General features: G+C 61.2%; 19 protein-coding genes. 11 read left to right on the top strand and 8 right to left on the bottom strand.

Going from position 1 to position 22,711, the window contains the following annotated elements:
• Positions 1–84 precede the first annotated feature (84 nt).
• A complete protein-coding gene (locus tag AC0L2K_RS32020; protein WP_473533266.1) occupies positions 85–1,143 on the bottom strand; it encodes a D-TA family PLP-dependent enzyme in 1,059 nt (352 codons plus the stop codon).
• Between the two features lie 146 nt (positions 1,144–1,289).
• On the opposite strand from AC0L2K_RS32020, the gene AC0L2K_RS32015 reads away from it, so the two are divergent.
• Positions 1,290–1,976, top strand: a complete 687-nt coding sequence (locus AC0L2K_RS32015) for a D-lyxose/D-mannose family sugar isomerase (RefSeq protein WP_287212678.1) — start codon at positions 1,290–1,292, stop codon at positions 1,974–1,976.
• A 15-nt stretch (positions 1,977–1,991) separates the two neighbouring features.
• Here AC0L2K_RS32015 and AC0L2K_RS32010 read toward each other — a convergent pair whose 3' ends face one another.
• The 6 genes from AC0L2K_RS32010 to AC0L2K_RS31985 are packed head-to-tail and all read right to left on the bottom strand — an operon-like array spanning position 1,992 to position 7,951.
• On the bottom strand, positions 1,992–2,858 hold the full coding sequence (locus AC0L2K_RS32010) for an RDD family protein (protein ID WP_473533265.1): 867 nt from the start codon (positions 2,856–2,858) through the stop codon (positions 1,992–1,994).
• A complete protein-coding gene (locus AC0L2K_RS32005) occupies positions 2,845–3,876 on the bottom strand; it encodes a stage II sporulation protein M (protein ID WP_128176938.1) in 1,032 nt (343 codons plus the stop codon). Before AC0L2K_RS32005 ends, AC0L2K_RS32010 begins: the two co-directional genes overlap by 14 nt.
• Complete coding sequence (locus AC0L2K_RS32000; RefSeq protein ID WP_023803194.1) at positions 3,873–5,183, bottom strand: DUF58 domain-containing protein; 1,311 nt, start codon at positions 5,181–5,183, stop codon at positions 3,873–3,875. Before AC0L2K_RS32000 ends, AC0L2K_RS32005 begins: the two co-directional genes overlap by 4 nt.
• Positions 5,180–6,136, bottom strand: a complete 957-nt coding sequence (locus AC0L2K_RS31995) for an AAA family ATPase (protein ID WP_473533264.1) — start codon at positions 6,134–6,136, stop codon at positions 5,180–5,182. The genes AC0L2K_RS32000 and AC0L2K_RS31995 overlap by 4 nt, the downstream gene beginning before the upstream one ends.
• Positions 6,123–7,328 (bottom strand): DUF4350 domain-containing protein, encoded by a 1,206-nt coding sequence (locus AC0L2K_RS31990; RefSeq protein WP_287239464.1) that lies wholly within the window; start codon positions 7,326–7,328, stop codon positions 6,123–6,125. The genes AC0L2K_RS31995 and AC0L2K_RS31990 overlap by 14 nt, the downstream gene beginning before the upstream one ends.
• The gene (locus tag AC0L2K_RS31985; protein ID WP_287174317.1) at positions 7,325–7,951 is read right to left on the bottom strand and encodes a DUF4129 domain-containing protein; all 627 of its coding nucleotides are present in this window, start codon (positions 7,949–7,951) and stop codon (positions 7,325–7,327) included. The genes AC0L2K_RS31990 and AC0L2K_RS31985 overlap by 4 nt, the downstream gene beginning before the upstream one ends.
• A 150-nt stretch (positions 7,952–8,101) precedes the next feature.
• Between AC0L2K_RS31985 and AC0L2K_RS31980 the strand changes: the two genes are divergently transcribed.
• The 10 genes from AC0L2K_RS31980 (at position 8,102) to AC0L2K_RS31935 (ending at position 20,693) form a co-directional block, all read left to right on the top strand.
• Entirely contained in the window at positions 8,102–8,884 is a 783-nt protein-coding gene (locus AC0L2K_RS31980) for a hypothetical protein (RefSeq protein ID WP_023803190.1), read from the top strand.
• A gap of 155 nt (positions 8,885–9,039) precedes the next feature.
• On the top strand, positions 9,040–9,534 hold the full coding sequence (locus AC0L2K_RS31975) for a glycerophosphoryl diester phosphodiesterase membrane domain-containing protein (protein WP_128170268.1): 495 nt from the start codon (positions 9,040–9,042) through the stop codon (positions 9,532–9,534).
• Between the two features lie 23 nt (positions 9,535–9,557).
• Positions 9,558–9,758, top strand: coding sequence for a hypothetical protein (locus tag AC0L2K_RS31970; protein ID WP_023803189.1), 201 nt, complete (start codon positions 9,558–9,560; stop codon positions 9,756–9,758).
• A gap of 114 nt (positions 9,759–9,872) precedes the next feature.
• A complete protein-coding gene (metH, locus tag AC0L2K_RS31965) occupies positions 9,873–13,682 on the top strand; it encodes a methionine synthase (RefSeq protein ID WP_473533263.1) in 3,810 nt (1,269 codons plus the stop codon).
• A gap of 236 nt (positions 13,683–13,918) precedes the next feature.
• Positions 13,919–14,785 (top strand): class I SAM-dependent methyltransferase, encoded by an 867-nt coding sequence (locus AC0L2K_RS31960; protein ID WP_023803186.1) that lies wholly within the window; start codon positions 13,919–13,921, stop codon positions 14,783–14,785.
• A 364-nt stretch (positions 14,786–15,149) separates the two neighbouring features.
• Positions 15,150–17,762: a bifunctional diguanylate cyclase/phosphodiesterase gene (locus AC0L2K_RS31955; protein ID WP_128170279.1), complete on the top strand. Its 2,613-nt coding sequence runs from the start codon at positions 15,150–15,152 to the stop codon at positions 17,760–17,762.
• A 481-nt stretch (positions 17,763–18,243) separates the two neighbouring features.
• Positions 18,244–18,438, top strand: coding sequence for a hypothetical protein (locus AC0L2K_RS31950; RefSeq protein ID WP_031256726.1), 195 nt, complete (start codon positions 18,244–18,246; stop codon positions 18,436–18,438).
• Entirely contained in the window at positions 18,435–18,830 is a 396-nt protein-coding gene (locus AC0L2K_RS31945; protein ID WP_473533262.1) for a hypothetical protein, read from the top strand. Before AC0L2K_RS31950 ends, AC0L2K_RS31945 begins: the two co-directional genes overlap by 4 nt.
• A gap of 14 nt (positions 18,831–18,844) precedes the next feature.
• Positions 18,845–19,231 carry an endonuclease/exonuclease/phosphatase family protein gene (locus tag AC0L2K_RS31940; protein WP_353842980.1) on the top strand — a complete coding sequence of 129 codons (387 nt, stop codon included), beginning with the start codon at positions 18,845–18,847 and terminating at the stop codon, positions 19,229–19,231.
• 61 nt (positions 19,232–19,292) lie between these two features.
• Positions 19,293–20,693, top strand: a complete 1,401-nt coding sequence (locus AC0L2K_RS31935; RefSeq protein WP_287239451.1) for a phospholipase D family protein — start codon at positions 19,293–19,295, stop codon at positions 20,691–20,693.
• Between the two features lie 167 nt (positions 20,694–20,860).
• Here the strand turns inward: AC0L2K_RS31935 and AC0L2K_RS31930 are convergent, their stop codons facing one another.
• Positions 20,861–21,943, bottom strand: a complete 1,083-nt coding sequence (locus AC0L2K_RS31930; protein ID WP_287239449.1) for a sensor histidine kinase — start codon at positions 21,941–21,943, stop codon at positions 20,861–20,863.
• Positions 21,944–22,711 lie beyond the last annotated feature (768 nt).

Genomic DNA, 22,711 nt, shown 5'->3' with positions numbered 1-22,711 from the left:
ACTTTGCCCGGCCCTTCGCAGGCTCAGGCCGTTCGAAGCTCGAAAGCCAGCAATTGGCTTTCTGTCCGCTCCGCGGACCGCTTCTCACCCCATGCGGCCGCGCGCCGCCACCGGCAGCGTCTCCAGCACCCGTTCTCCGGCGATCAGGTGGACCTCGTCGAACAGATTGGTGACGACGCAGCAATGGTCGGGCACGACGCGCACGCGCTCGCCGATACGCAGCCTGGCGTCGCCGGAAAGCGTGATGTTGCCGTGCTCCTCGCTGAGGCTGGTGACGGTGGCGCCCGGCATACCCAGCAACTCGCCGAAATCGGGCAGCCCCAGCGTGTCGCTGGACAAGGCCTTGCTGCCGGCATCGAGGATGGCCCGTGTCGACGTCGGATGGCTGATCACCGTCGACAGCACCGTCAGCGCGCAGTCGTCAAGGCTTCCGACACCTTTGGCGACCTGGTAGCGGTCGAGATAGATGTAGGTGCCGGGGCGGTACTCGGTGACGACGGAAGCCTCGCCTGCGCGCCACATATCCGGCGTGCCGCCGCTGGAGATGCGTTCGCAGGCAAGGCCGGATGCGGCGAGCGCCTGGCGCGCATCGGCGAGCCACGCCTCGGCCTCGGCGGCGCGGCCTGCCGCCGGATAGGTCATCAGCCCGCCGAAGGCGAGCCCCCTGGCCTTGTCGATCTCTCTGACCAATGCGACCGCCTCGCTGGCCGACTGGACGCCGCAGCGGCCCATGCCGGTATCGCACTCCACCAGTACCTGTAGCGGCTGGCCTGGATCGGTGAAGGTGGCGGCGAGACCCGCAAGCGTCTCCATGCTGTCTGATGTCACCGACAGCGTCACGCGGCCGTGCAGCGCCTTGAGACGCTCCAGCTTGGCCCGGCCAACAATGTTGTAAGGCAGAAAAATGTCGTTGAGGCCGGCATCGGCCATCACCTCGGCTTCACCGATCTTCTGGCAGGTGATGCCGACCGCACCGGCTGCAATCTGCTTCTTTGCCCAGTAAGGCAGTTTGTGGGTCTTGATGTGCGGCCTGAGCTTCAGCCCGTGGCGGTCGGCGTGGGCCTGCGCCCGCGCGATGTTGGCTTCGGCGCGGTCGACATCGATCAGGATCGCCGGTGTATCGAGGTCGTCTATGCTCAGCATGGATTTTCACCCTCGGATTTGCCTGGACTTATGGACCCGATCGGCCGGGATGTCATGAGGCCAGCACGCGGTTTACGTCGACACCGGATCGGTGTTCGGCTATTCGGTTTGGAGATCGCCCAAGCCGACGGGAAGGAACCACAACCATGAAACGCTCCGCTATCAACGACATCATCCGCGACGCCGATGCCTTCATCCGTTCGTTCGGCTACATCATGCCGCCCTTCGCCTATTGGACACCGGAACAGATGAAGGCGCGCCGGCAGGATTCGTCGGCCATCTTCTCCTCGCGGCTCGGCTGGGACATCACCGATTACGGCCAGGGCAAGTTCGACGAGCTCGGCCTCTTCCTGTTCACCGTTCGCAACGGTCGCTACGAGGACATGAAGAAGGGCATGGGCATGCTCTATGCCGAGAAGATCATGATCTCGCGCAAGAATCAGCTGTCGCCGATGCATCGTCACAACATCAAGGCCGAGGACATCATCAACCGCGGCGGCGGCAAGCTGGTGCTGGAGCTGTTCATGCACGATCGCGATGGCGGCATCGACCCGAAGGCGGAAGTATCGGTGCCGGTCGACGGGACCATTCACCGGCTGCCGGCGGGCGGGCTCTTGAAGCTCGATCCGGGCGAGAGCGTCACGCTGCTGCCGGGCGTCTGGCACGCGTTCTGGGCCGAGGGCAAGGACGTGCTGATCGGCGAGGTTTCGACCGTCAACGACGATCTCACCGACAATGTCTTCCGCGAGCCGATCGGCCGCTTCGCCGACGTCGACGAGGACGTCGCGCCGCTGCACCTCCTGGTGTCGGACTACGAGAAGTGGGTGGGGTAAGGCAGCCCTTCGGTCCTAGCGCTGATGCTTGTCTTCCTTTCGCTTGCCCAGCAGCAGCTTTCGCTCGAGATGGGCTCGCAGGTCGCCGTAATACGCGGTCAGGAACGGGCGGGCATCATACGCCTGCGGCGTTGCGCCGATCTTGCGTCCGATCGTCTCAGCCACCGCCCGCAGCGCGAAATAGTCGTCGCGGCGCAGCACCTCCTCCAGCTTGTGCAGTTCGGCGATGCCATAGGCATCGAGCTGCGCGTGGCTGAACTGAAAAGTTCTGGCGACCGGATCTTTTCGTGCCGACAGATCCTCCATCAGCGTGCGCTTAGGCGCCTCGACGACCCAGGTTCCCGCCAGGAGGTCGCCAATCCGCAACCGGTCGCGATTGAAGAGCGGGAATAAGGCGAACAGCAGCGCCCATATCAGTCCGAAGACTGTCGTCAGCGTATCGGCGACGCCCATTCCACTCCGTCCGGCGATAATCGACAGCGGCAGAAAGACTTCGATCTCGCGCATCAGATTGCGGGCGATGACCTGATCGACCGACAGGCCGGCTCCGTTGCGTGATGCCACCCTGATGCCGATGATCCGCTTGCCGGGCGTGGACGCACGCCGGCCCGCCTCGAAGGCGATGAAGTAGACGTTTCGCAGAAAAAAGATCACGATGATCCAGACGATGAAAAGCGGCTGCAATTTATCGGTGCCGAAACCTGTTACTCCGAACAGCGCAACTATCGTGACCGCGATTGCAGCCGTGGCGATAAACACGACATCGAGCAGGAAAGCGGCAGCGCGGGTGCCGGCGTCGGCCAGCTTTATCTGGAGATCGACACCTTCAGGCGTGATCAGCGAGCGCATCGTCGCCAGCGCAGCGCGCCTAGCGGTCGCCATTGCGCACCACCTGGAACAGGTAGAAGTAGCCGATCCACAGTGCGAGCATGCCGGTGCCAATGGCATAGCGGGTGACGTCGCTGGTGATCGTCTGCCTGCCGATGCCCTCGAGCAGTCCGGCAAACAGCAGCATGACCGAAACGCCAACCATCGCGGTCGCCGCTATGCGTCCGGCATGGGCGGCTGCCGTCATGCGGGTCAACTCGCCGGGAAAGGCGATGCGCGTGCCGATCCGCATGCCGGCAGCGCCGGCCAGTGCGATGGCGAACAATTCGGTGGTGCCGTGAATGGCCAGCCAGCCGCCAAGCTCCATGCCAAGCCCCTTTGCCCAATAGACCTGGAACAGCGCACCCAGCATGCAGCCGTTGAACAGCATCAGCAGCACCGTCGGCACGGCGAAAGCAAATCCAAGCGCGAAGGCGAGGATTGCGACCTGGACGTTATGGGTGAAAAGATAAGCGGCAAAGCCTGAGAGAAAGCCATTGTCGCCATCATAAAGCATGCTGCGCAGTATCTCGGCCGAAGCGTCGGGACCGCGGCCGGCAGCCAGGCCTGACGGGATGATCGCGTCGAACCAGCCCTTGTCGGACGCTACCAGCCAGGCGCCGGCGCCGATGCCGACAATCATCAGCGCCACCGACACCAGCGTCTCGCGCCACAAATCGCGGATGGCACCCGGCCAGTCGTGCAGGAAAAAATCGGCGATGCGCTGGCGCAGCCCGCGGCGTGCCCCGTAGAGATAAAAATAACCCCGCAGCGACAGGGATTCGAGATAGGCGATCAGTGCGCTGTCGAGGGATGTCGCTCTCGCCACCGAAAGCGAAGATAATGCCGACCGGTAGAGCAGCGGCAGCGACAGCAGCTCTTCTTCCGACAGTGTTCGCGGCGCGCGTTTCTCGACGCGGGCGAGTAGCGCCTCGAACGCCTTCCAGTCGGCCTCGCGCTCCCGACGGAAGCTGGCCAGCGACTGGCGTACGGCATCACCGCGTCCAGCATCGCCGGGAACTGGCGCAGTCACAACAAATCCTCGCGCTTGAACTGCAGGTAGCGCTCGACCAGCGCCGGCCCCAGCCTGTGATGGTCGGCTTCGATCACATGCGCGCCGAGCAGCCGCAACCGGCCGATGACGACCTGCCTTTCGCGCAAAAGCCCGCCGGCGACGACGGCGCGGGCGACATCCTCGCCTGATGAAGGCGGCATGTCGGCCAAGCTCTCCAATTCGACATCTCTGATCATCATGAACAACACCAGATGCCGCTCGGTGAGCCGGCCGACGGTACGCAGCATCAATTCCGCGCTGATCGGATCGACGAAGTCGGTGAAGATGATCACCAGAGAGCGCCGGTCGAGCCGTGCCGCAAGCGTGGTCAGCGCTAGGGTGAAATTGGTCTCCTCGTTGGAATAGTCGATCTCAACCGCCCGCTTCTGGATCATTGCAAAGCTGGCCGAGCCGCGCACCGCGCCGCTGGCGACGCGCGGCCGCGCATCGAAGCTGAACAGGCTGACCATGTCGCCGCCCTTGAGCGCAATGAACGCCGACAGCAAGGCGGCAGCCACCGCCCGGTCCACCTTCGGGAGGCCGTCGACCGGCTCGCACATCAGGCGTCCGCTGTCGATGGCCAGCACGATGTTGTTGTTCTCCTCGATACGGAACTCGCGCGCCAGAAGCCTGCCGTGGCGGGCGCTGCGCTTCCAGTCGATCATCCGCCGGCCCATGCCGGGCTGATAATCCTTGAGCGCCTCGAATTCCCGGCCGTGGCCGGCCCGGCGCTGCGCATGCCCGTCGGGCAGGGCGTTGCGCTGCAGCAGCGTGATCGCCTGGTCGCGGGCGCTGCGGACGTCGGGCAACACTGCCACCTTGCTTTCCATCGGCAGGACGACCTGGTTCCAGACCAATCCGAACGGCCCGCGCCAGCGCAGCCACAGACGATCGAAGCTGGCGATGCCGCGCCGCAGCGCCTGGAACCGCAGGTCGAGAGATCCGCCATCTCCGGTGGCAGCCAGGGGACCGCCGGTACCGCCGATCGGCGCCAGGCGCGCATCATGACCGACGCGCGCCTCCAGGGTTGGCATCCGGCCTGAAAAACGGGCGGCGACGTGGACGGTGAACTGGCCGCCGACGCCGACCTGCGGCGGCGCGTGGAGGCTGGCGGCCAGCGATTTCCGCCCGCGTCCCGCCGCGGTGTCCACCGCCAGGAAGGCCAGCAGCAGGCAGATCCACAGCAATCCGAGATACCACAGCGACGGCAGCGCCAGCGCGACCAGGAAGGCCGGCACCGCGCCCGCCGCTGCCGCCCACACCGCTCGGCCGCTGGGATAGATCAACGCGGCGCTTCCGTCTGGTCGACCAGGTCGGAGACGATCTGCTCGACCAGCCGGCCATCGATCTGCGCGGCCGGCGACAGGATGACGCGATGGCGCAGCGCCGGCACCGCCAGCGCCTTGACGTCGTCTGGGATCACATAGGCGCGCCCGTCGAGCGCTGCCCGCGCCCGCGCCGCCCTGGCCAGCATGGCGCCCGCGCGTGGACTGGCGCCAACCTCCAAATCGGCGGTGTCGCGTGTGGCGCGCACCAGCGCCGCGATGTAGCCGACGACGTCGTCGACGAGGGTGACGGAGCCGACGGTTTCGAGTGCCTTCTCCAGCGTCTTGCGATCCGTCTGGGCCTTGATGCCGTATTGCGCGATGTCGTGCGAGGCGGAGCCGCCGCCGTGATGGATGATGATGGCCCGTTCCTCCTCGGGACCGGGATAGCTGACCCGATGCTTGAACAGGAAGCGGTCGAGCTGTGCTTCGGGCAGGGGATAGACACCCTGATGCTCGATCGGGTTCTGGGTCGCGACCACCATGAAGTTGCGGCCCAGCGAATGCGTGGTGCCGTCGAAAGTGACCGCATGCTCCTGCATCGCCTCCAGAAGTGCTGCCTGTGTCTTGGGCGGCGTGCGGTTGATCTCGTCGGCAAGCAAAAGATCGCAGAAGATCGGACCGCGCGTCAGCGTGAACTGTCCAGTCTGGAAATTGTAGATGTTCGATCCGACGATATCGCCAGGCATCAGGTCCGGCGTGAACTGGATGCGCCCGTAGGCGACACCCAGAGCCTGCGCGAAGCAGCGAGCGGTCATTGTCTTGGCCGTGCCCGGAGGGCCTTCCAGCAGGATATGCCCGTCGGCGAACAGGGCGGTCAGCATCAGGTCGACCGTGTCGTGCTGTCCGGTGATCGCCTTGGCCACTTCTTCCCTGATCCGTGTCGCCAGGGCCTTCACATCACCGACGTTCACCGAGCCTCCTTGCCGTCCAATCGTGCAGCCGCTCGGCTGCCTCGTGCATTTGTGTCAGGTTTTTCGCCTCGCCGGCGGCTTGCGCCCGCGCGGTGAATCCGCTGACTTCGTCCTTATCGCGAGAATCGAGCCAGCGGTCGAGCGCTTCGCCTTGCAGCCCCTGCGGCGCTCCCAGCAGTGCGCCGGCGCGCACCCGCATCAAGGCCGCGTAACGGCCTCCCAGTTCCTCGAGCCGCCCGGCGCGCCGCAACAGCATGGCCGTCGTATCCACCAGCGCACGCTTGCCGAAGGCAATGGCGCGCTGCTCGGCGCGCGGCGGGCCGAAACGGCCGAGGCCGCGCAGGAAAGCCAGCGCCGCCGCGGCCAGGATCGTCAGCGTCAGCGCCAGAAACGGCGGTTCGACCAGGAGCTTGGCAAGGTCGTATTTTCGCCCCGCGCCATGCAGCGTGAGATCGAACATGACCTGGCCCTTCTCGGGTTGCAGCAATGCAATCAGGTCGAGCGCGGCTGCCGCCTTGTCGGGATTCCCAATCGCGGCGTTGTTGATCAGGTCGGGGTCAGTCAGGACATAAAAGGGCTTGCCGTCCACTTCGGTGAGCACAGCCTTGTTGTTGCCGGCTACTATGATTGGATGCTCGTCCGCCACCCACTGCAATTCATCGGGGGCGGCAACAAGCTGGCCCTCGATGTCGAGTTGCTGCACCGTGCTTTGGCCGACGCCGATCTTTGCATTGGCGATCCGGCCGAGCCATTGGTTCACCACGGGATCGGGCAATCGCCCGAATTTCATCTTCCAACCTTCGTGCTCTTCCAGCGGCAGGGTTTGCCATTTCGGCAGCACGAAGAGGGTATTCAGGTCCTGCCGAAGTTCGAGGATGTGGTCGAGCGCGGCGGGATCGCTCTCTGGCGAAATGGTGACGATCAGCAGCATGTCGGTGCCGAGATCCTGATCGGTCCGCGCCATGGCTGGCGTCTCGCCGGTGAGCCGCAACCATTCCGCCAGGCCGGCATAGCCGACGCCGCTTTTCGACAGCGGCGTGGCGCTGCCATTGCCGGGTTGCCGGAAGTCGGGCGCATAGGTGGACAGCAGGAAGAAACCCGCTGCCGCAAGCAGGCTGGCGAAAATGCCCCAAAACAGCGTTCTTCGATTGAACGGTTCCTGTGCCGCTGGTTCGACCGTCGCAGCGCTCATATCCAGGCATCCCGGAAGACGAACCGCTCATAGGCGCCGCGTGCTTGCCGCCAGCCTTCGGCGCCGACCGGCCGGCGCGCGAACAATGCGGCTTCAACGATGCGTGCGATCTCGGCAAACGCCGCGCGGGCCTTGGCGGGAACCGAAGCAGCAGCGGCGATGTCGCGCGCCGTGAGCGACGGGCGCAAAAAATCCGGCAGCCGGCCGGCAATATCGGCGACACTGCGGCGAAGCAGGAGATGAACCGCTTCGTCATAGTCGCCTCGCGCGGCCAGCGCGTCGGCTTCCGACAGCAGGATCTGCGCGGCGCCGGCGTCGGGACGCCATGCTTCCTCCGCGTCGGTTTCGCGCCGTGCGCGCTGCCAAGGCAGGCGCCAGGCGATACCTTTCATCTCGAGGAAGACCAGGAGCAGGATAATCGCGACACCTGATAGCACCGCGCCCCAGAACAGATAGATCATATAGGGACCGAGCGACGACAACAGGTCCAGCAGCGGCTTCAGCCAGTCAGGCGGCTGAGGCGGTACATAGGCCGGCAGGTCGAACTGGATCGACTTATCCGAGATCAACTGCTCATGCGCTCTTGCCAGCCATTCGGCTTCCGCTGTGCCTGGCTGTGCCACTGCCAACTGTCCCCTGCAACCTGTGGTCCCCAGTCGACACTGGCAATGCACAACGGCAATTGCAAGTGGGCTAGACGTCGATCTCCAATGTTGGCACATTTGATGCGGGGATCACCAGCCGATATGCGGTGATTAAGCGGGGGACGCATCATGGTTTCAACGACATTGGAACGGCCGGACAAGTTTCGCATCGGCAGGGTTTTCAACGACAGCTTTGCTGTCATCAGCCGCAATATCGGTCTGTACCTTGGACTCGCGCTGCTGTTCTCAGGTCTGCCGGCGACAGTTCTCCGACTCTGGACCGAATCGACCTTGAGCGGGACTGCACTGGGCGACCCGACCGCGGTGGCCGATCCTAGTATGATGTTTTGGAATTCTTCCGTCGGCATTGCCGCCGGATTAGTATCCTTTATCCTGTCGCTGCTGCTCCAGTCGGCACTCGTGCGGGCGACGATCGAGGATTTGAACGGCAAACGGCCGTCCTTTGGCGACTGCATCCAGATAGCCATCCGCTATTTGCTCCCAACCCTGGGGATCGGCCTGCTCGTAGTGCTGGGGGCGGGCCTTGCTTCATTAGCTCTGCTGGTCCCCGGAATCATATTGTGGCTTGGTTGGTCGGTGGCTATTCCAGTTCTGATACAGGAGCGCCTAGGTGTGCTCGGCAGCATGTCGCGCAGCCGCGTCCTGACCAAGGGCAGCCGCTGGGCGCTATTTGGTCTTTTCCTTATCCTTATGATCATCACGATGGTCATTCAGTCGGTGATGGCGGCTATCGTTCTCCTGCTAGACGGAATTGTCGCCGATGTGGCGGCAACCATGCTGTCGACCGTGGTTTCTATGGTGCTGTCGGTAGCCACGGCGGTCAGCTATGTCGAACTGCGTCAGGTCCAGGAAGGCACCAGCGTCGACGAACTGGCGGAAATCTTCTCATAGCGGCAAGGCCGCGTTCATCGCATCAGGATCCGCCTGGACTGGACGGGTTACATCATGTCTTCAACGACACTGGAACGACCGGACAAGTTTCGCATCGGCAGGGTTTTCAACGACAGCTTGCCGTCATCGGCCGTAACGCCGTTCAGGCGTCACTGGTGCGCGCCACCATCGAGGACCTGAACGGCAAGCAGCCTTCGTTCGGTGACTGCATCGCGAGAGCAGTCTCCTTCCTCCTGCCGACGTTCGCCATTGCCCTGTTGGTTGGTTTAGGCGTGGGCCTCGGTTTTATCCTGCTGATTGTGCCTGGCATCATGTTGGCGCTCCGTTGGTCGGTCGCGGTGCCGGCACTGGTGCAAGAGCGGCTCGGCGTATTCGGCTCGATGGCCCGCAGCCACGATCTGACCAAGGGAAGCCGCTGGGCGCTGTTCGGCCTGTTCATTATCCTGATCATTATCGCCATTGCCATCGAGTTGGCGCTCGGCACTGCAACCGCGCTGTTTGGAGGGGGGATAGTGGGTGCGGTGGTGGATGCATTGGTGACGAGTGTAACGTCTATGGTGATGTCGATCGCCACCGCAGTCAGCTATGTCGAGCTGCGGCAGGTTAGGGAAGGCACCAGCGTCGACGAACTGGCGGAGATCTTCTCCTGACGCGAGAGGTCGCCTACCACATCATGAACGAACCGATCCGCGTCGGAGACCTTGCCGGCGCTCACGTCGGCGATTGCCTGATCGACGATGGCCGCGCCCTCTCTCCCGGATGTCCACAACGATTACCCGGTGCTGCTGTCGGAAATGACCCCGACGAGCCGAGCGACCTGTTCGGGATGCTGCTCAGGGCGGCATCGGCGAAGACTGCGCAGCCGGCGTTGTAGTGCCGGCGGGTAGCATTCCCGGCGGCAGGGGTGACAGCAGCAGACAAATCCCGTATACTCACATAAAGATGTCTTTATGTCGCTTAAGCGCGACCGTCGCCCTGAGGACGAAATATGTCGCAAAACCCATCGTCGTTGGACGACCTGTTCGGCCCCGTCGCGGCCAAGCCCGACGGTTCGGAAGTGCTTGCTGCGCTGACGGCGGCGGCGCGCGAACGCATCCTCATCCTCGATGGCGCCATGGGCACGCAGATCCAGGGCCTGGGCTTCGACGAGAACCATTTCCGTGGCGACAAATTCGCCGAGTGCGCCTGCCACCAGCAGGGCAACAACGACCTGCTGATCCTGACGCAGCCCAAGGCGATCGAGGAGATTCACTATCAATACGCCATCGCCGGGGCGGACATTCTTGAAACCAACACCTTCTCCTCGACCTCCATCGCCCAGGCGGATTATGGCATGGAGGACGCGGTCTACGCTCTGAACCGCGACGGTGCACGGCTGGTGCGCAGGGCAGCGGCAAGGGCCGAGCAGGAGGACGGCAAGCGTCGTTTCGTCGCCGGTGCGCTGGGACCGACCAACCGCACCGCCTCGATGTCGCCCGACGTCAACAATCCCGGCTACCGCGCCGTGACATTCGACGACTTGCGCCTTGCCTATGGCGAGCAGCTGCGCGGTCTCATTGACGGCGGTGCCGACATCATTCTGATCGAGACCATTTTTGATACGCTGAATGCCAAGGCGGCAATCTTCGCCTGCAACGAGATCTTCATCGAGAAGGGCGTGTATCTGCCGGTGATGATTTCCGGCACGATCACCGACCTGTCCGGCCGCACGCTGTCGGGCCAGACGCCGACGGCTTTCTGGCATTCGGTCCGCCACGCCAACCCGTTCACGATAGGCCTCAATTGCGCGCTGGGCGCCAAAGCCATGCGCGCGCATCTGGACGAAATATCCGGCGTCGCCGACACCTTTGTTTGCGCCTATCCGAATGCCGGCCTGCCCAACGAATTCGGCCAATATGACGAAAGCCCGGAGTTCATGGCTGCGCAGATCGAGGATTTCGCGTGCGACGGCCTGGTCAATATCGTCGGTGGCTGCTGCGGCTCGACGCCCGACCACATCCGCGCCATCGCACAGGCCGTGAAGAAATATCCGCCGCGCGCTGTTCCCGACATCGAGCCGCAGATGCGCCTTTCGGGGCTCGAGCCGTTCACGCTGACCGACGAGATTCCGTTCGTCAATGTCGGCGAGCGCACCAATGTCACCGGCTCGGCGAAATTCAGGAAGCTGATCACCGCGGGCGACTATGCCGCGGCGCTCGAAATCGCCCGCGACCAGGTCGCCAACGGCGCGCAGATCATCGACATCAACATGGACGAAGGCCTGATCGATTCGAAGCAGGCAATGGTCTGTTATCTCAACCTGATCGCCGCCGAGCCGGACATCGCCCGCGTTCCCGTAATGATCGACAGTTCCAAATGGGAGATCATCGAAGCCGGCCTGAAATGCGTGCAGGGCAAGCCGCTGGTCAATTCCATCTCGATGAAGGAGGGCGAGGAGGCTTTTCTGCATCATGCGAAGCTCGTCCGCGCGTATGGCGCGGCGGTGGTCGTCATGGCCTTCGATGAGGACGGCCAGGCCGACACCCAGGCGCGCAAGGTCGAAATCTGCACCCGCGCCTACAGACTTTTGACCGAGCAGGCCGGATTCCCGCCCGAGGACATCGTTTTCGATCCGAACATCTTCGCCATCGCCACCGGCATCGACGAGCATAACAATTACGGCGTCGACTTCATCGAAGCCGCTAGGCAGATCACCGCGACGCTTCCGCATGTCCACATATCGGGCGGCGTGTCGAACCTCTCCTTCTCGTTTCGCGGCAACGAGCCGGTGCGCGAGGCCATGCATGCCGTGTTCCTCTACCATGCCATCCAGGCCGGCATGGACATGGGCATCGTCAACGCCGGACAGCTTGCCGTCTATGACACCATCGATCCCGAACTGCGCGAAGTCTGCGAGGACGTCGTCAACAATCGTCAGCCGAAGGGCGGCGGCAGCGCGACCGAACGCCTGCTGGAACTCGCCGAACGTTTTAGGGGCACGGCGGGCAAGGAAGCGCAGGAACGCGATCTCGCCTGGCGCGACTGGCCGGTCGAGCAGCGCATTTCGCACGCACTGGTCAACGGCATCACCGAATTCATCGACCAGGACACGGACGAGGCGCGGCGCGCCGCCGAGCGTCCGCTGCATGTCATCGAAGGTCCTCTGATGGACGGCATGAATGTCGTCGGCGATCTGTTCGGCGCGGGAAAGATGTTCCTGCCGCAAGTGGTGAAATCCGCTCGCGTCATGAAACAGGCCGTCGCCGGCCTGCTGCCGCACATGGAGGCGGAGAAGCTGGCGAATGCCGCCAAAGGCGTCGACACCGGTGAACGCCAGACCGCCGGCAAGATACTGATGGCGACGGTGAAGGGCGATGTCCACGACATCGGCAAGAACATCGTCGGCGTGGTTCTGGCCTGCAACAATTACGAGATCATCGACCTCGGCGTCATGGTGCCGGCGGCAAAGATCCTGCAGACGGCGCGCGAGCTAAAGGTCGACATCATCGGCCTGTCCGGCCTGATCACGCCCTCGCTCGACGAGATGGCGCACATGGCCGCCGAGATGGAGCGCGAGGGTTTTGACATTCCGCTGTTGATCGGCGGTGCTACGACCAGCCGCGTGCATACCGCAGTAAAGATCCATCCGCGCTATATCAGTGGCCAGACCGTCTATGTCGCCGATGCCAGCCGCGCGGTCGGCGTGGTGTCGGCACTTTTGTCGAACGAGACCAGGGGCGGTTATGTCGACAACGTTCGCGCCGAATACAAGAAGGTCGCCGATGCGCATGCGCGCAGCGAAGCCGACAAGCAGCGCCTGCCGCTGGCCAAGGCGCGGGCCAACGCCCACCGGATCGACTGGTCGGCCTACGCGCCGCCAAAACCGTCCTTCCTTGGCCTGAAAACCTTCGAAGCCTGGGATCTGGCAGAGCTCGCGCGCTATATCGACTGGACGCCGTTCTTCCAGACCTGGGAGCTGAAGGGGCGTTTTCCCAAAATCCTCGAGGACGAGGCGCAAGGGCCGGCGGCACGCCAGCTCTTCGAGGACGCCCAGGCGATGCTGAAAATGATCATCGCGGAAAAATGGTTCGCGCCGAGGGGCGTCATCGGCTTCTGGCCGGCGAATACCGTCGGCGACGACATCAGGCTGTTCACCGATGATGCCAGGTCGCAGGAACTGGCGACCTTCTTCACGCTGCGCCAGCAGCTGACCAAGCGCGACGGCAAGGCGAACGTCGCGCTGTCGGATTTCGTCGCGCCTCTGGACAGCGGCAAGGCCGACTATCTCGGCGGCTTCATCGTCACCGCCGGCATCGAGGAAGCGGCGATCGCCGAGCGCTTCGAACGTGCCAACGACGACTACTCGTCGATCATGGTCAAGGCGCTGGCCGACCGTTTCGCCGAGGCCTTTGCCGAGCGCCTGCACGAACGCGTGCGCAAGGATTTTTGGGCCTATGCGCCGGATGAGGATCTGGCGCCGGACGAGCTGATCGGCGAACCCTATCGCGGCATTCGCCCGGCGCCCGGCTATCCGGCGCAGCCCGACCACACCGAGAAAGCGACGCTGTTCCGCCTGCTCGACGGCGAGCGCAACGCCGGCGTTAGCCTGACCGAGAGCTTTGCGATGTGGCCGGGCTCCTCCGTGTCCGGCATCTACCTGTCGCATCCCGAAAGCTATTATTTCGGCGTGGCCAAGGTCGAGCGCGACCAGGTCGAGGACTATGCGCGCCGCAAGGCCATGCCGCTCGCCGAGGTCGAGCGCTGGCTCGGCCCTATACTCAACTATGTACCGACCCCCTTCGCCGAAGCCGCGCAGTAAGGCAGCAGCTTTGATCTGGCATCGCGGTCGATGACCAGGTGCATCGCTTCGAGAGCACCGGCCTGGCCCGCTCATCATGCGATGAAAGGAGAGGCTTGCCGAATTCGCTGACCAATCGATCAGCCCCGGTGGTGCACCGTACCGCCACGGATTGACGCGCGACACTTTAGCTGCAAGGTATATTAACGTTCTGTTTACCATATATATTGGTCTCGGCAGGGACTTGAGGGGGCAATTTGGAACCGTTTCTGGGCGCGAACCGCCTTAATTGGGATGATCGAGCCGAACTGCATTCGACCGACACGACGGGCAGCTACCACATAGAAAATGTGCTGGCTGGCGGATCCAATCTCTATGAGCTGGAAACGCGCGAGGTCGGTGATATTGTCGGCAAGGATATCGTTCATTTGCAATGCCATATCGGGCTCGACACAATCAGCTTGAAGAATCTGGGCGCCGGCAGCGTGACCGGCCTCGACTTTTCACCGACGGCGATCGCAGCGGCGCGGGATTTCGCTGCAAAGGCAGGCACTGACGTCCGCTTCGTGGAGGCGCCACTGTTCGAGGCAGTCGAAGCGCTTGGCCGGACCTTTGACATCGCTTACGTTACCTGGGGTTCGGTAAACTGGCTTGACGACGTGTTCCGTTGGGCGCGGGTGGTTGCCGATCTCCTGCGGCCCGGCGGCCGGCTCTATCTCGCCGAGGGCCATCCGTTGATGTTCCAGTGTGACCGCAAGGCTGCGGCGCTGGAGTTCAAGCATGACTGGCGAACGCCAATAGCTCGACCACTCGCATGGAACGAGGAACTCACCTATACCGGCGACGACCGCATCTTGAAACATCCGCGCTACTATGAGTGGATTCATCCGGTCAGCGACGTGGTGAACGCGCTGATTTCAGCTGGGCTGACGCTGGATTTTCTCAATGAGCATGACACGGTTTCGTGGCAGCACTTTTCATTTGCCGTGAGGGCCGGCAAGGATATGTACGGCCTGCCAGAGAACTCTCCCAAGATCCCAATGGCCTATTCCATTGGCGCGACGAAACGTAGCGTCGGCAAGATACCCTACCTGGTTACCGCCAAGGCGATTGAGGGCCACTAATGCATGTCGCGCAAAAGCATGCCCTCGGGCTTGAACCGAGGGTATGCGGCGGTTTTGCAGTAACGACATGCATAAAACAAAACTTGAAGCGCGTCGCATGAATCCATTCAGCCGCGACGCGCTTTAAGGCGTCAGCCGGAGCCGCAGGTCCGTGTCAGCCACTCCGGCCACCTCAGGAGGTTGGAGGGTGCAAAATTTTTTAGGACCCGTGAAGGTCAAAATTAAACATTGATAGCTAATATACCTTGGTCGGGTTGGCCCAGAACCTGAATAGTATCTGAGGAATCGCCTATTGGCTCCTTTCCGCGCTAGGTTCGGCGGTATCAAGAAGGCCGTTTTCTCGTCGGCAAATATCCCGGCGGCAATGGCGGTGATCGTTATTGCCGTTGGCGCAGCGTTCGCGGACCACCAGAACAAAGTCGTCTCGGATCAAGCCGCCCGAGCGGATGTCCTGGCCAAGGTCAATCTTATCCGCGCCAAGCTTGAAGGCAACATCAACGGAAACCTTCAACTGGTGCAGGGACTGGTCGCGGCGGTCGTGACTGAGCCCTATATGGGACAGCAACGCTTCGCCTCGCTGGCGAGCAACCTGTTTGGCAGGGGCTCGCAATTGAAGAATATTGCTGGCGCGCCCGATCTGGTCATTTCTCTGATGTACCCGATGAATGGCAACGACAAGGCGATAGGCCTCGATTACCGCAAGGACGAGCGGCAGCGTCTGGCCGCGCTAAGGGCGCGAGACAAGCGCGAGCTAATTCTTGCCGGTCCCGTCGACTTGAGGCAGGGAGGGCAAGGCTTCGTCGGCCGTATTCCGGTCTTTGTACGCAGTGCGGGCAACACCGAAAGGTTCTGGGGCATCATTTCGGCCGTTGTAGACGTTCAGCGCCTTTATAAGGCGAGCGGCCTGCTTGACGATGATCTCGGGATTGACATAGCGCTGATCGGTAAGGACGCTCTCGGTCCAACCGGAGAGCAATTCTTCGGCAATGAGCGCGTCGCAAAGAGCAATCCGGTGACAGCCGACGTCCTGCTCCCGTCCGGTTCGTGGCGGATCGCAGCCATTCCCAAAAACGGCTGGCCTTCGACGCCCGACAACGCGTGGTTCTTGCGCGCCATCATGGCGGTGGCCGGGGCGTTGGTTGTGATCCCATTCCTGGTGACCGGTCGCCTGATTGGCGAGAGACAGCGCAACTATGCGGAACTGAGTCGATTGTCGAGACGCCTAGAACTCGCTCTGGAAGCGTCGGCTATTGGCGTTTGGGAACACGATCTCGCGACCAACGAACTGACGTGGGACGACCGCGTCAATGAAATATACGGCAAACCAGCTGGGGAGGGCCGCGGCTACCTGGACTGGGCGGGAGCAATCCACCCGGATGATTTGGCTGGCGCCAACGCCGATTTCGACCGCGCGATGGCCGACGGCGGGCCATATTTGTCGGAATACCGGATTATTCGGCCGGATGGCGAGATACGTCATGTCCGATCCAAGGCGATAATTTACCGGGCCGCAGACGACACCCCAAAAATGATTGGCGCCGAATGGGATGTGACAGCCGATGTCCTGTTGAACAAGGACCTGGTTCGCGCAAAACAGCTTTCCGAGTCGAAAAATGCAGAACTCGAGTCGGCCAAGGCGCGCATAGAGCACATTGCGCTCCACGATTCGCTGACCGGTTTGCCCAACCGGCGTTACCTCGACCGGGTGCTGGAAGACTACGCGGCAAACGCCAGGCGGACCGGCGGGTATGCCGCACTGCTCCACATAGATCTCGATCGGTTCAAGCACATTAACGATACGCTTGGCCACGCCGCAGGCGACGCAATGCTTGTTCACGCCTCGACCGTGCTCCGATCCAAGGTCGATGGCGAGGGATTCGTCGCTCGGATCGGAGGAGACGAATTCATCGTCCTGTGCGCGGTGCATGACGATATCGAGCAACTGGCGCTGCTCGCTGACCGCGTCATCAGCCAGATGCGGGAACCGGTCTACTATCAGGGCCATCGATGCCGTTTTGGCGTGAGCGTGGGAATTGCAGTCGATAACGGAAAAGATGTCGAAGCCAAACACCTGCTGGTCAACGCTGACATCGCGCTTTACCGGGCAAAGAGTCGTGGGCGCAATCGATACGAGTTCTTCACCGAGGCGATGCAAAGCGAGATCGTCGAGACAAAACGGATTGCCGACGAAATTCTCGGCGGCCTTGAGCGCAACGAGTTCATTCCCTTCTACCAGCCGCAATTTGACGCAAAAACCCTTGAAATTGTTGGGGTTGAGGCGCTGGCGCGATGGCGGCATCCGGAGAAGGGCATTTTGGCGCCCGACGTCTTCCTAAGGATTGCGGAAGAATTGAATGTCGTCTCGATCATCGATCGAAACATATTAGAGCAATCGCTTTTGGATCTCGAAGGGTGGTCTGCTGCGAATCTCCATATTCCGCGGGTGTCAGTCAATGTTTCGGCACGCCGCCTTCAGGATGAGGAACTCATAAAGAGTCTTAGGGAACTAAATATCAAGAAGGGAACAGTTGCCTTCGAGCTCGTTGAGTCAATTTTCCTTGACGAAAATGATGATTTTGTTACCTGGAATCTTGAGCAGATAAAAGAGCTCGGCATTGACATAGAAATAGACGATTTTGGCACGGGCTACGCCTCTATAGTCAGCTTGCTCAAGCTGCAGCCTCGCCGGTTGAAGATAGATCGCCAATTGGTCATTCCTATTGTCAAATCGCCGCAACGAAGGCAGGTCGTCTCATCGATCATTGAAATCGGCAAATCCCTGGGTATCGAGGTCGTAGCCGAGGGTGTCGAGACGATGGAGCACGCACAGACACTCAAGAGCTTGGGCTGCGACATATTGCAGGGTTATGCCTTCGGGCATGCGTTGGATGCCGACGGACTAAAGGCATTTGTTCGATCTCGGCGTCTGCGCCCGAAACGGGTTTTGGATGAACCGCTCCGGTTGGGTAGAGTATAAGCGCATAAGCCTCACGTCACAGAGTAGCGCTTCGCTTTGAGTCTTAGGATTTGGAGATTGGCCGATCACGGCAGCGAAGTTCTGGGGGCCTATGCACCCGACCAGACCTGGCCCCGGACAAGCTGATCGGCGATCCCTATCTCGGCATCGGCCCGGCGCCGGAGGCAGGACCAAACGCACAATGGCAGCCTTGGCGGTTGTCCAGGCAATGGCGCGGATATGTCGGCAGACGATCGATGATCTACCAGATTAACTGGGAACTAGTCGCGATGTTGCTCGCCGGTTGCGAAGGGGCGCTGTCCTTCATCATGAGGGGGATGTGAAACGTCCGGCTCTTCTGCAGGACGTCGTCGCCGATCGCCCGGCAATCGCGGCGGCCGGCGAAGCAGGCCGAAGTGCACTTGTCACTGACCAGGGAACGATATCGGTCCCCATGTGTTAGAAATCCATGGACACTTTGGAACCCCAGGGTCACGGGACGGTGGCCGACATTTTGACGTCGGAAGTTGCCAATGCCAGGCAGCGCATTCACCGGACCGAGCTCGCGCTTCAACGCACTGAAGAAATGCTGGCCGAGAACCTGGCGCTGCGCAACAGGATACGAACTGCGGTCGAGGCCGCAGACCGCTTGGTGAAGATCGATCCCCCCAGCTTTGAAGGACGTCGCGCGGGTTGAACTGGGCCGGCGTTTCATTCGTCGCGCCCTTCAGGCCACCGGCGCCACGACTCTCGCTCCAGAACTTTGCCAACCACATCTACGTCTGGGCTGCACGCTCGCGAACAGCCGGAACCAACGGCGACCACAAGCGGTTTACCAATCAAAGGGACCGCAATGGATTCGGAATAATGGAACTTTTAGATATGGAACTGGCGCGAGCCCGACAGCGGCTTAATCGGGCCGAGCGCTCCCTTGAGCGTGCGAACGAGATGCTGGATGATGACTGCGGTGTCGGCATCAATATCGCGCTGTGCAGCAGGATACGGGCTGCGCAACAGCGCGTAATTGAGGCCAGATCGCGGTTGACGAAGATCGATCCCACCAGCGCTGACGGAATTCGCACGGGTTGATCCGGCCCGTCGACGTGCCGCCTCGGGCATATAGGACGATCGGTTCGGCACTCCGGCGGTCGCGCATCAAGCAAGCCAACGCACTGCTCGAGGCGACGCGTTCGGTCCTAAGGCCAACCATTTTGCTTGGCGATCTCAACGAATGGCGGGTGCACAGCAGATCCTCGTTGCTGGCGCTACTGCCGCATTTTGGTCCAATTCACACCGTGCTGTCCAGTTTCCCTTCGCAATTCCCTTTGCTTGCGCTCGATCGGATCCTGGCCAAACCACCAAGTCTGATTTCCAGCCTCGAAGTGCACCATACATCGCTATCTCGGATCGCCTCCGATCATCTACCGATCATGGCACGATTAAATCTCCAGGGGATTCGACAGCTACATTTGCAACCAGATTACCTTTGAAGGGTTCTTGCTACGATTTTGAGCGAGGCCGGGTTTCTATCGCTGAAGGGTAGAAAATTTTATGGAAGTATCCATTACGCGGATTGCACACGACAACATCAAAGCAGGCAAGAGCGGCTTGCTGCTGGTCCCGGACAATTATGACGCCTTCGCCGGGCGCGTTCTGGCGGCAAGGAGTGCCGTTCGCAGTCTCGATCTCATGTACTACCTTTGGCACGATGACCACACTGGCCGCTTGCTCTTGCAGGAAGTTTTCCGGGCCGCTGAGCGCGGCGTGCGAGTTCGCATGCTCCTTGATGACGCCAATCCGCGAAAGAACGATGCGGCCTATCTGGCCTTGAGCAATCATCCAAACATCGAGTTGAAGTTGTTTAATCCGAGCGGCGTCAGGCAACGCAGCGTCATGCGCGCTGTGAAAATTGTATTGCGACTATTTGCGTTGACCCGGAGGATGCACAACAAGGCATGGATCGCTGACGACAACGTTGCTATCGTAGGCGGGCGCAACGTTGGCGATGCCTATTTCGACGCAGCAGAAACCAATTTTCGCGACTTAGACGTGCTGCTCCTCGGTCCTGCCGTGCAGCAAACCGCCGAAATATTTGAGGCATTCTGGGCTTGCGAGGACGCGAAATCAATCAGTGTCCTGGGTCCAGCCGCGGGGAACGAGCATTCCGATTTGTTTTCAGGAAGCGATCTCGAAACCGAATCAATGCTTTTGAACGGGATCGGTGACCGAGGGTCCATCGCAGAGTTCATCGCGGCCAGCAACGACGTGCATTGGGTGGATCGAGTTCGGGTGATTTCCGATCCTCCAGAGAAGGTGAGAGGTTGGAGACGTCGCAGCTGGCTTACCAAGGAGTTGCTTCCCCTCATAAAGTCGGCGCGCAACAATCTGGAAATTGTATCTCCCTATTTCATCCCTGGCAAAAGGGGCTCCGCGGTCCTGATGGATCTCGTCAGCAATGGGGTTGACGTTTCCGTTTTGACCAATTCCTTGGCCGCTACAGACGTCGCCGCGGTTCATGGGGCTTATGCAAACTATCGCAAGCGATTGCTGAGGAATGGCGTAAGACTGTTCGAGCTCCAGCCCTTCACTCGCGGTCAGGGAATTTCGGTGTTTGGCTCCAAGGGTGCCAGTCTGCACACCAAATCGTTCACGGTTGACGACAGGGCTGGGTTCGTCGGTTCCTTCAATTTTGATCCCCGGTCAGTGTCTTTGAACTCGGAGATGGGCGTGCTCTTTGAGGATGCCGAATTAGTCGGTGAACTTCGGCGCTTTTTTCAAGCGGAGATATCACTAGAAACCAGCTATCGGCTGGAACTAAAGAACAATGTGCTGCACTGGCATGGATGCGAAGAAGGCAAACTCCAAGAATACACACACGAACCAGAGGCCGGAATTTTTCGCCGGGTTCTGGCGGCCTTGGTCCGCCACCTTCCGGTTGAGTCTCAGCTTTAGCCAGACCCACTAAGATAGCATAGGTGCTAACGGCGGGATCGACGCGGCGTTCTTGGCGCGCCGGGTACGGCATACCTGAAGAACGGCGACGTGAATGTGCCAAGCACAGCGCCCCGGGGCCGCGGTGGAAAGGCCGGGAGCATGCAGCATCCGCCCTCTGGCAATTGTCAGCTTGCTGCCGCCGATCGCGTGAAGACGATGGTGACCTTCGTCCCTTCGCTGGCGCTCGAGGCGACGTTGAACTTTGCCTTGGCGTTCTCTGTCAGCGAGCGCGCGATCAGCGCGCCGAGCTTGCCGGGCTTGGGCCATGTCTCCCCTTCCGGCAGGCCGATACCGTCGTCCGCAACTATCACCAGGCAGCCGTTGCCATCGGCGATGCTGTGCAGCTTTATCGTCCCGCCTTCACGCCCTTGGAATGCATGCTTGAGTGCATTTGTGAGCAATTCGTTCACGACCAGTCCCGTTGGCATGGCGACGTTGATCGATACCGGATAGGTATCCACCTTCATGTCGAGGCGGATCCCCTCAACTGCATGCGACCCCATCACCGCGGAGGCGATCTGGCTAAGATAAACGCCGAGATCGACCTCATCCTTCTGCTCGTCTGCCGATAGCGTCTGGTAGAGGATCGCCAGAGCGTCGACGCGGCCGGCGAGCCTCTCAAATCTTTTCTGGTCGGGCTCGGTCGCGTTACGGGTTTCTAGACGGATCAATGCGGTGATCATCTGTAAGTTGTTCTTCACCCGGTGCTGCAGTTCGCGCAACAGGGTGTCCTTCTCACGGACGCGCTCCTCCACCAAGCGCGCTTCTTCAGATTCGCCATGGGATGAGACGTCGACCAGAGCCACCAGTCGGAAGCAGTTCGTGCCGTTATCGTCCACGATGATGTTTGAATAAACGTCGACAAGAGCCGGGTTGGCCCCGATGGGCTCCAGCCGGAAAGTGCCGACGAAATCGGTTTCCTCGACCAAGGCCTCGGGCAGAGGCCGGCCCTTCTGCTGGTGGATGCCAATGCCGGAAAGTGCTCCCCAGTTTTGCCGGGTAAGCTCGGCTGCCTTCAGGCCTGACACTTTTTCGAATTCTGGATTAGCATAGACGACGCGCTCCTTCGCGCCTAAGTCCGACACGGCGATAGCGATCGGCATCTGGTCAAGAAATTTTTTGAACTGCTCGCTTTCCAGCGCGGTGGCAAGGTCCGGTGTATCGAGCAATTGCTCAACTGCCTCAGCCTTGTCTGAATCTGATGTCATCTTGGTCGCCTGTGCTTTGCGTGGGAGCCTCAGTCTCAGTCATGCACTTTGCTCGACACCGACAACGCTGGAAGCGGCTGCGCGATGTCAGGAGTAGGACGAGCCCGCGTCACGGAGCGGCAGAGCCATGGCCAACACAGGCCGTCTTGCTGAGAGTTCAGTCAACCTTGCGTCACTTTGCACGGCCACGACCTTTTTTCCAACAGCGTTGTGCCAAAATCCCGTCTCTGCCAATCGAAATTGACGATCTGCACGTCGCCGGAACTGCCGACATGATATTTCCGCCATTTGCAATGGGCTCACCTGGCAGCGGCGGCGCCGGTGGCGGCATGCGGTGGCCAAACCGCTCCGCATGTGCTCATCCAGGTCTGGCTGCTTCGCCGCGACACGATCGGGCGAAACGGTATGCTGCGCCGGTTCCGGCCGCCTTGGAGTTGCCGGGGTTGGCTCGCGGGACCTATCGGGTCATCGCCTGAGATACCGCGGCCGGCAGGCAAACGGGGGAATGGCAAGCGAATTCCGACATGGCTGAAACTTGATGTGCCGCCGTTCTCTGCCAATGTCGCGCTTGCCATTCGCCGAACCTGAGCAGGATGGAGACTGCGCCTGAAGGTATTCATTTGCTCGCTGATCTGACTTGTCATTGCCCAAGGTCTTTGCAACTTCGTCGCCAATGCCGATGTCAGTGATCTGCGCCAAGCGAAGTTGCGGGGAGACGCAAAGTAAGTCGCTACAGTTTGCGCTCGCCCGAACGCGACTGCTGGTTGG

The sequence above is a fragment of the Mesorhizobium sp. WSM4817 genome, assembly GCF_055811135.1.
Note: the sequence above shows the minus strand (reverse complement) of the source record. Positions and strands in the feature narration are given on the sequence as shown.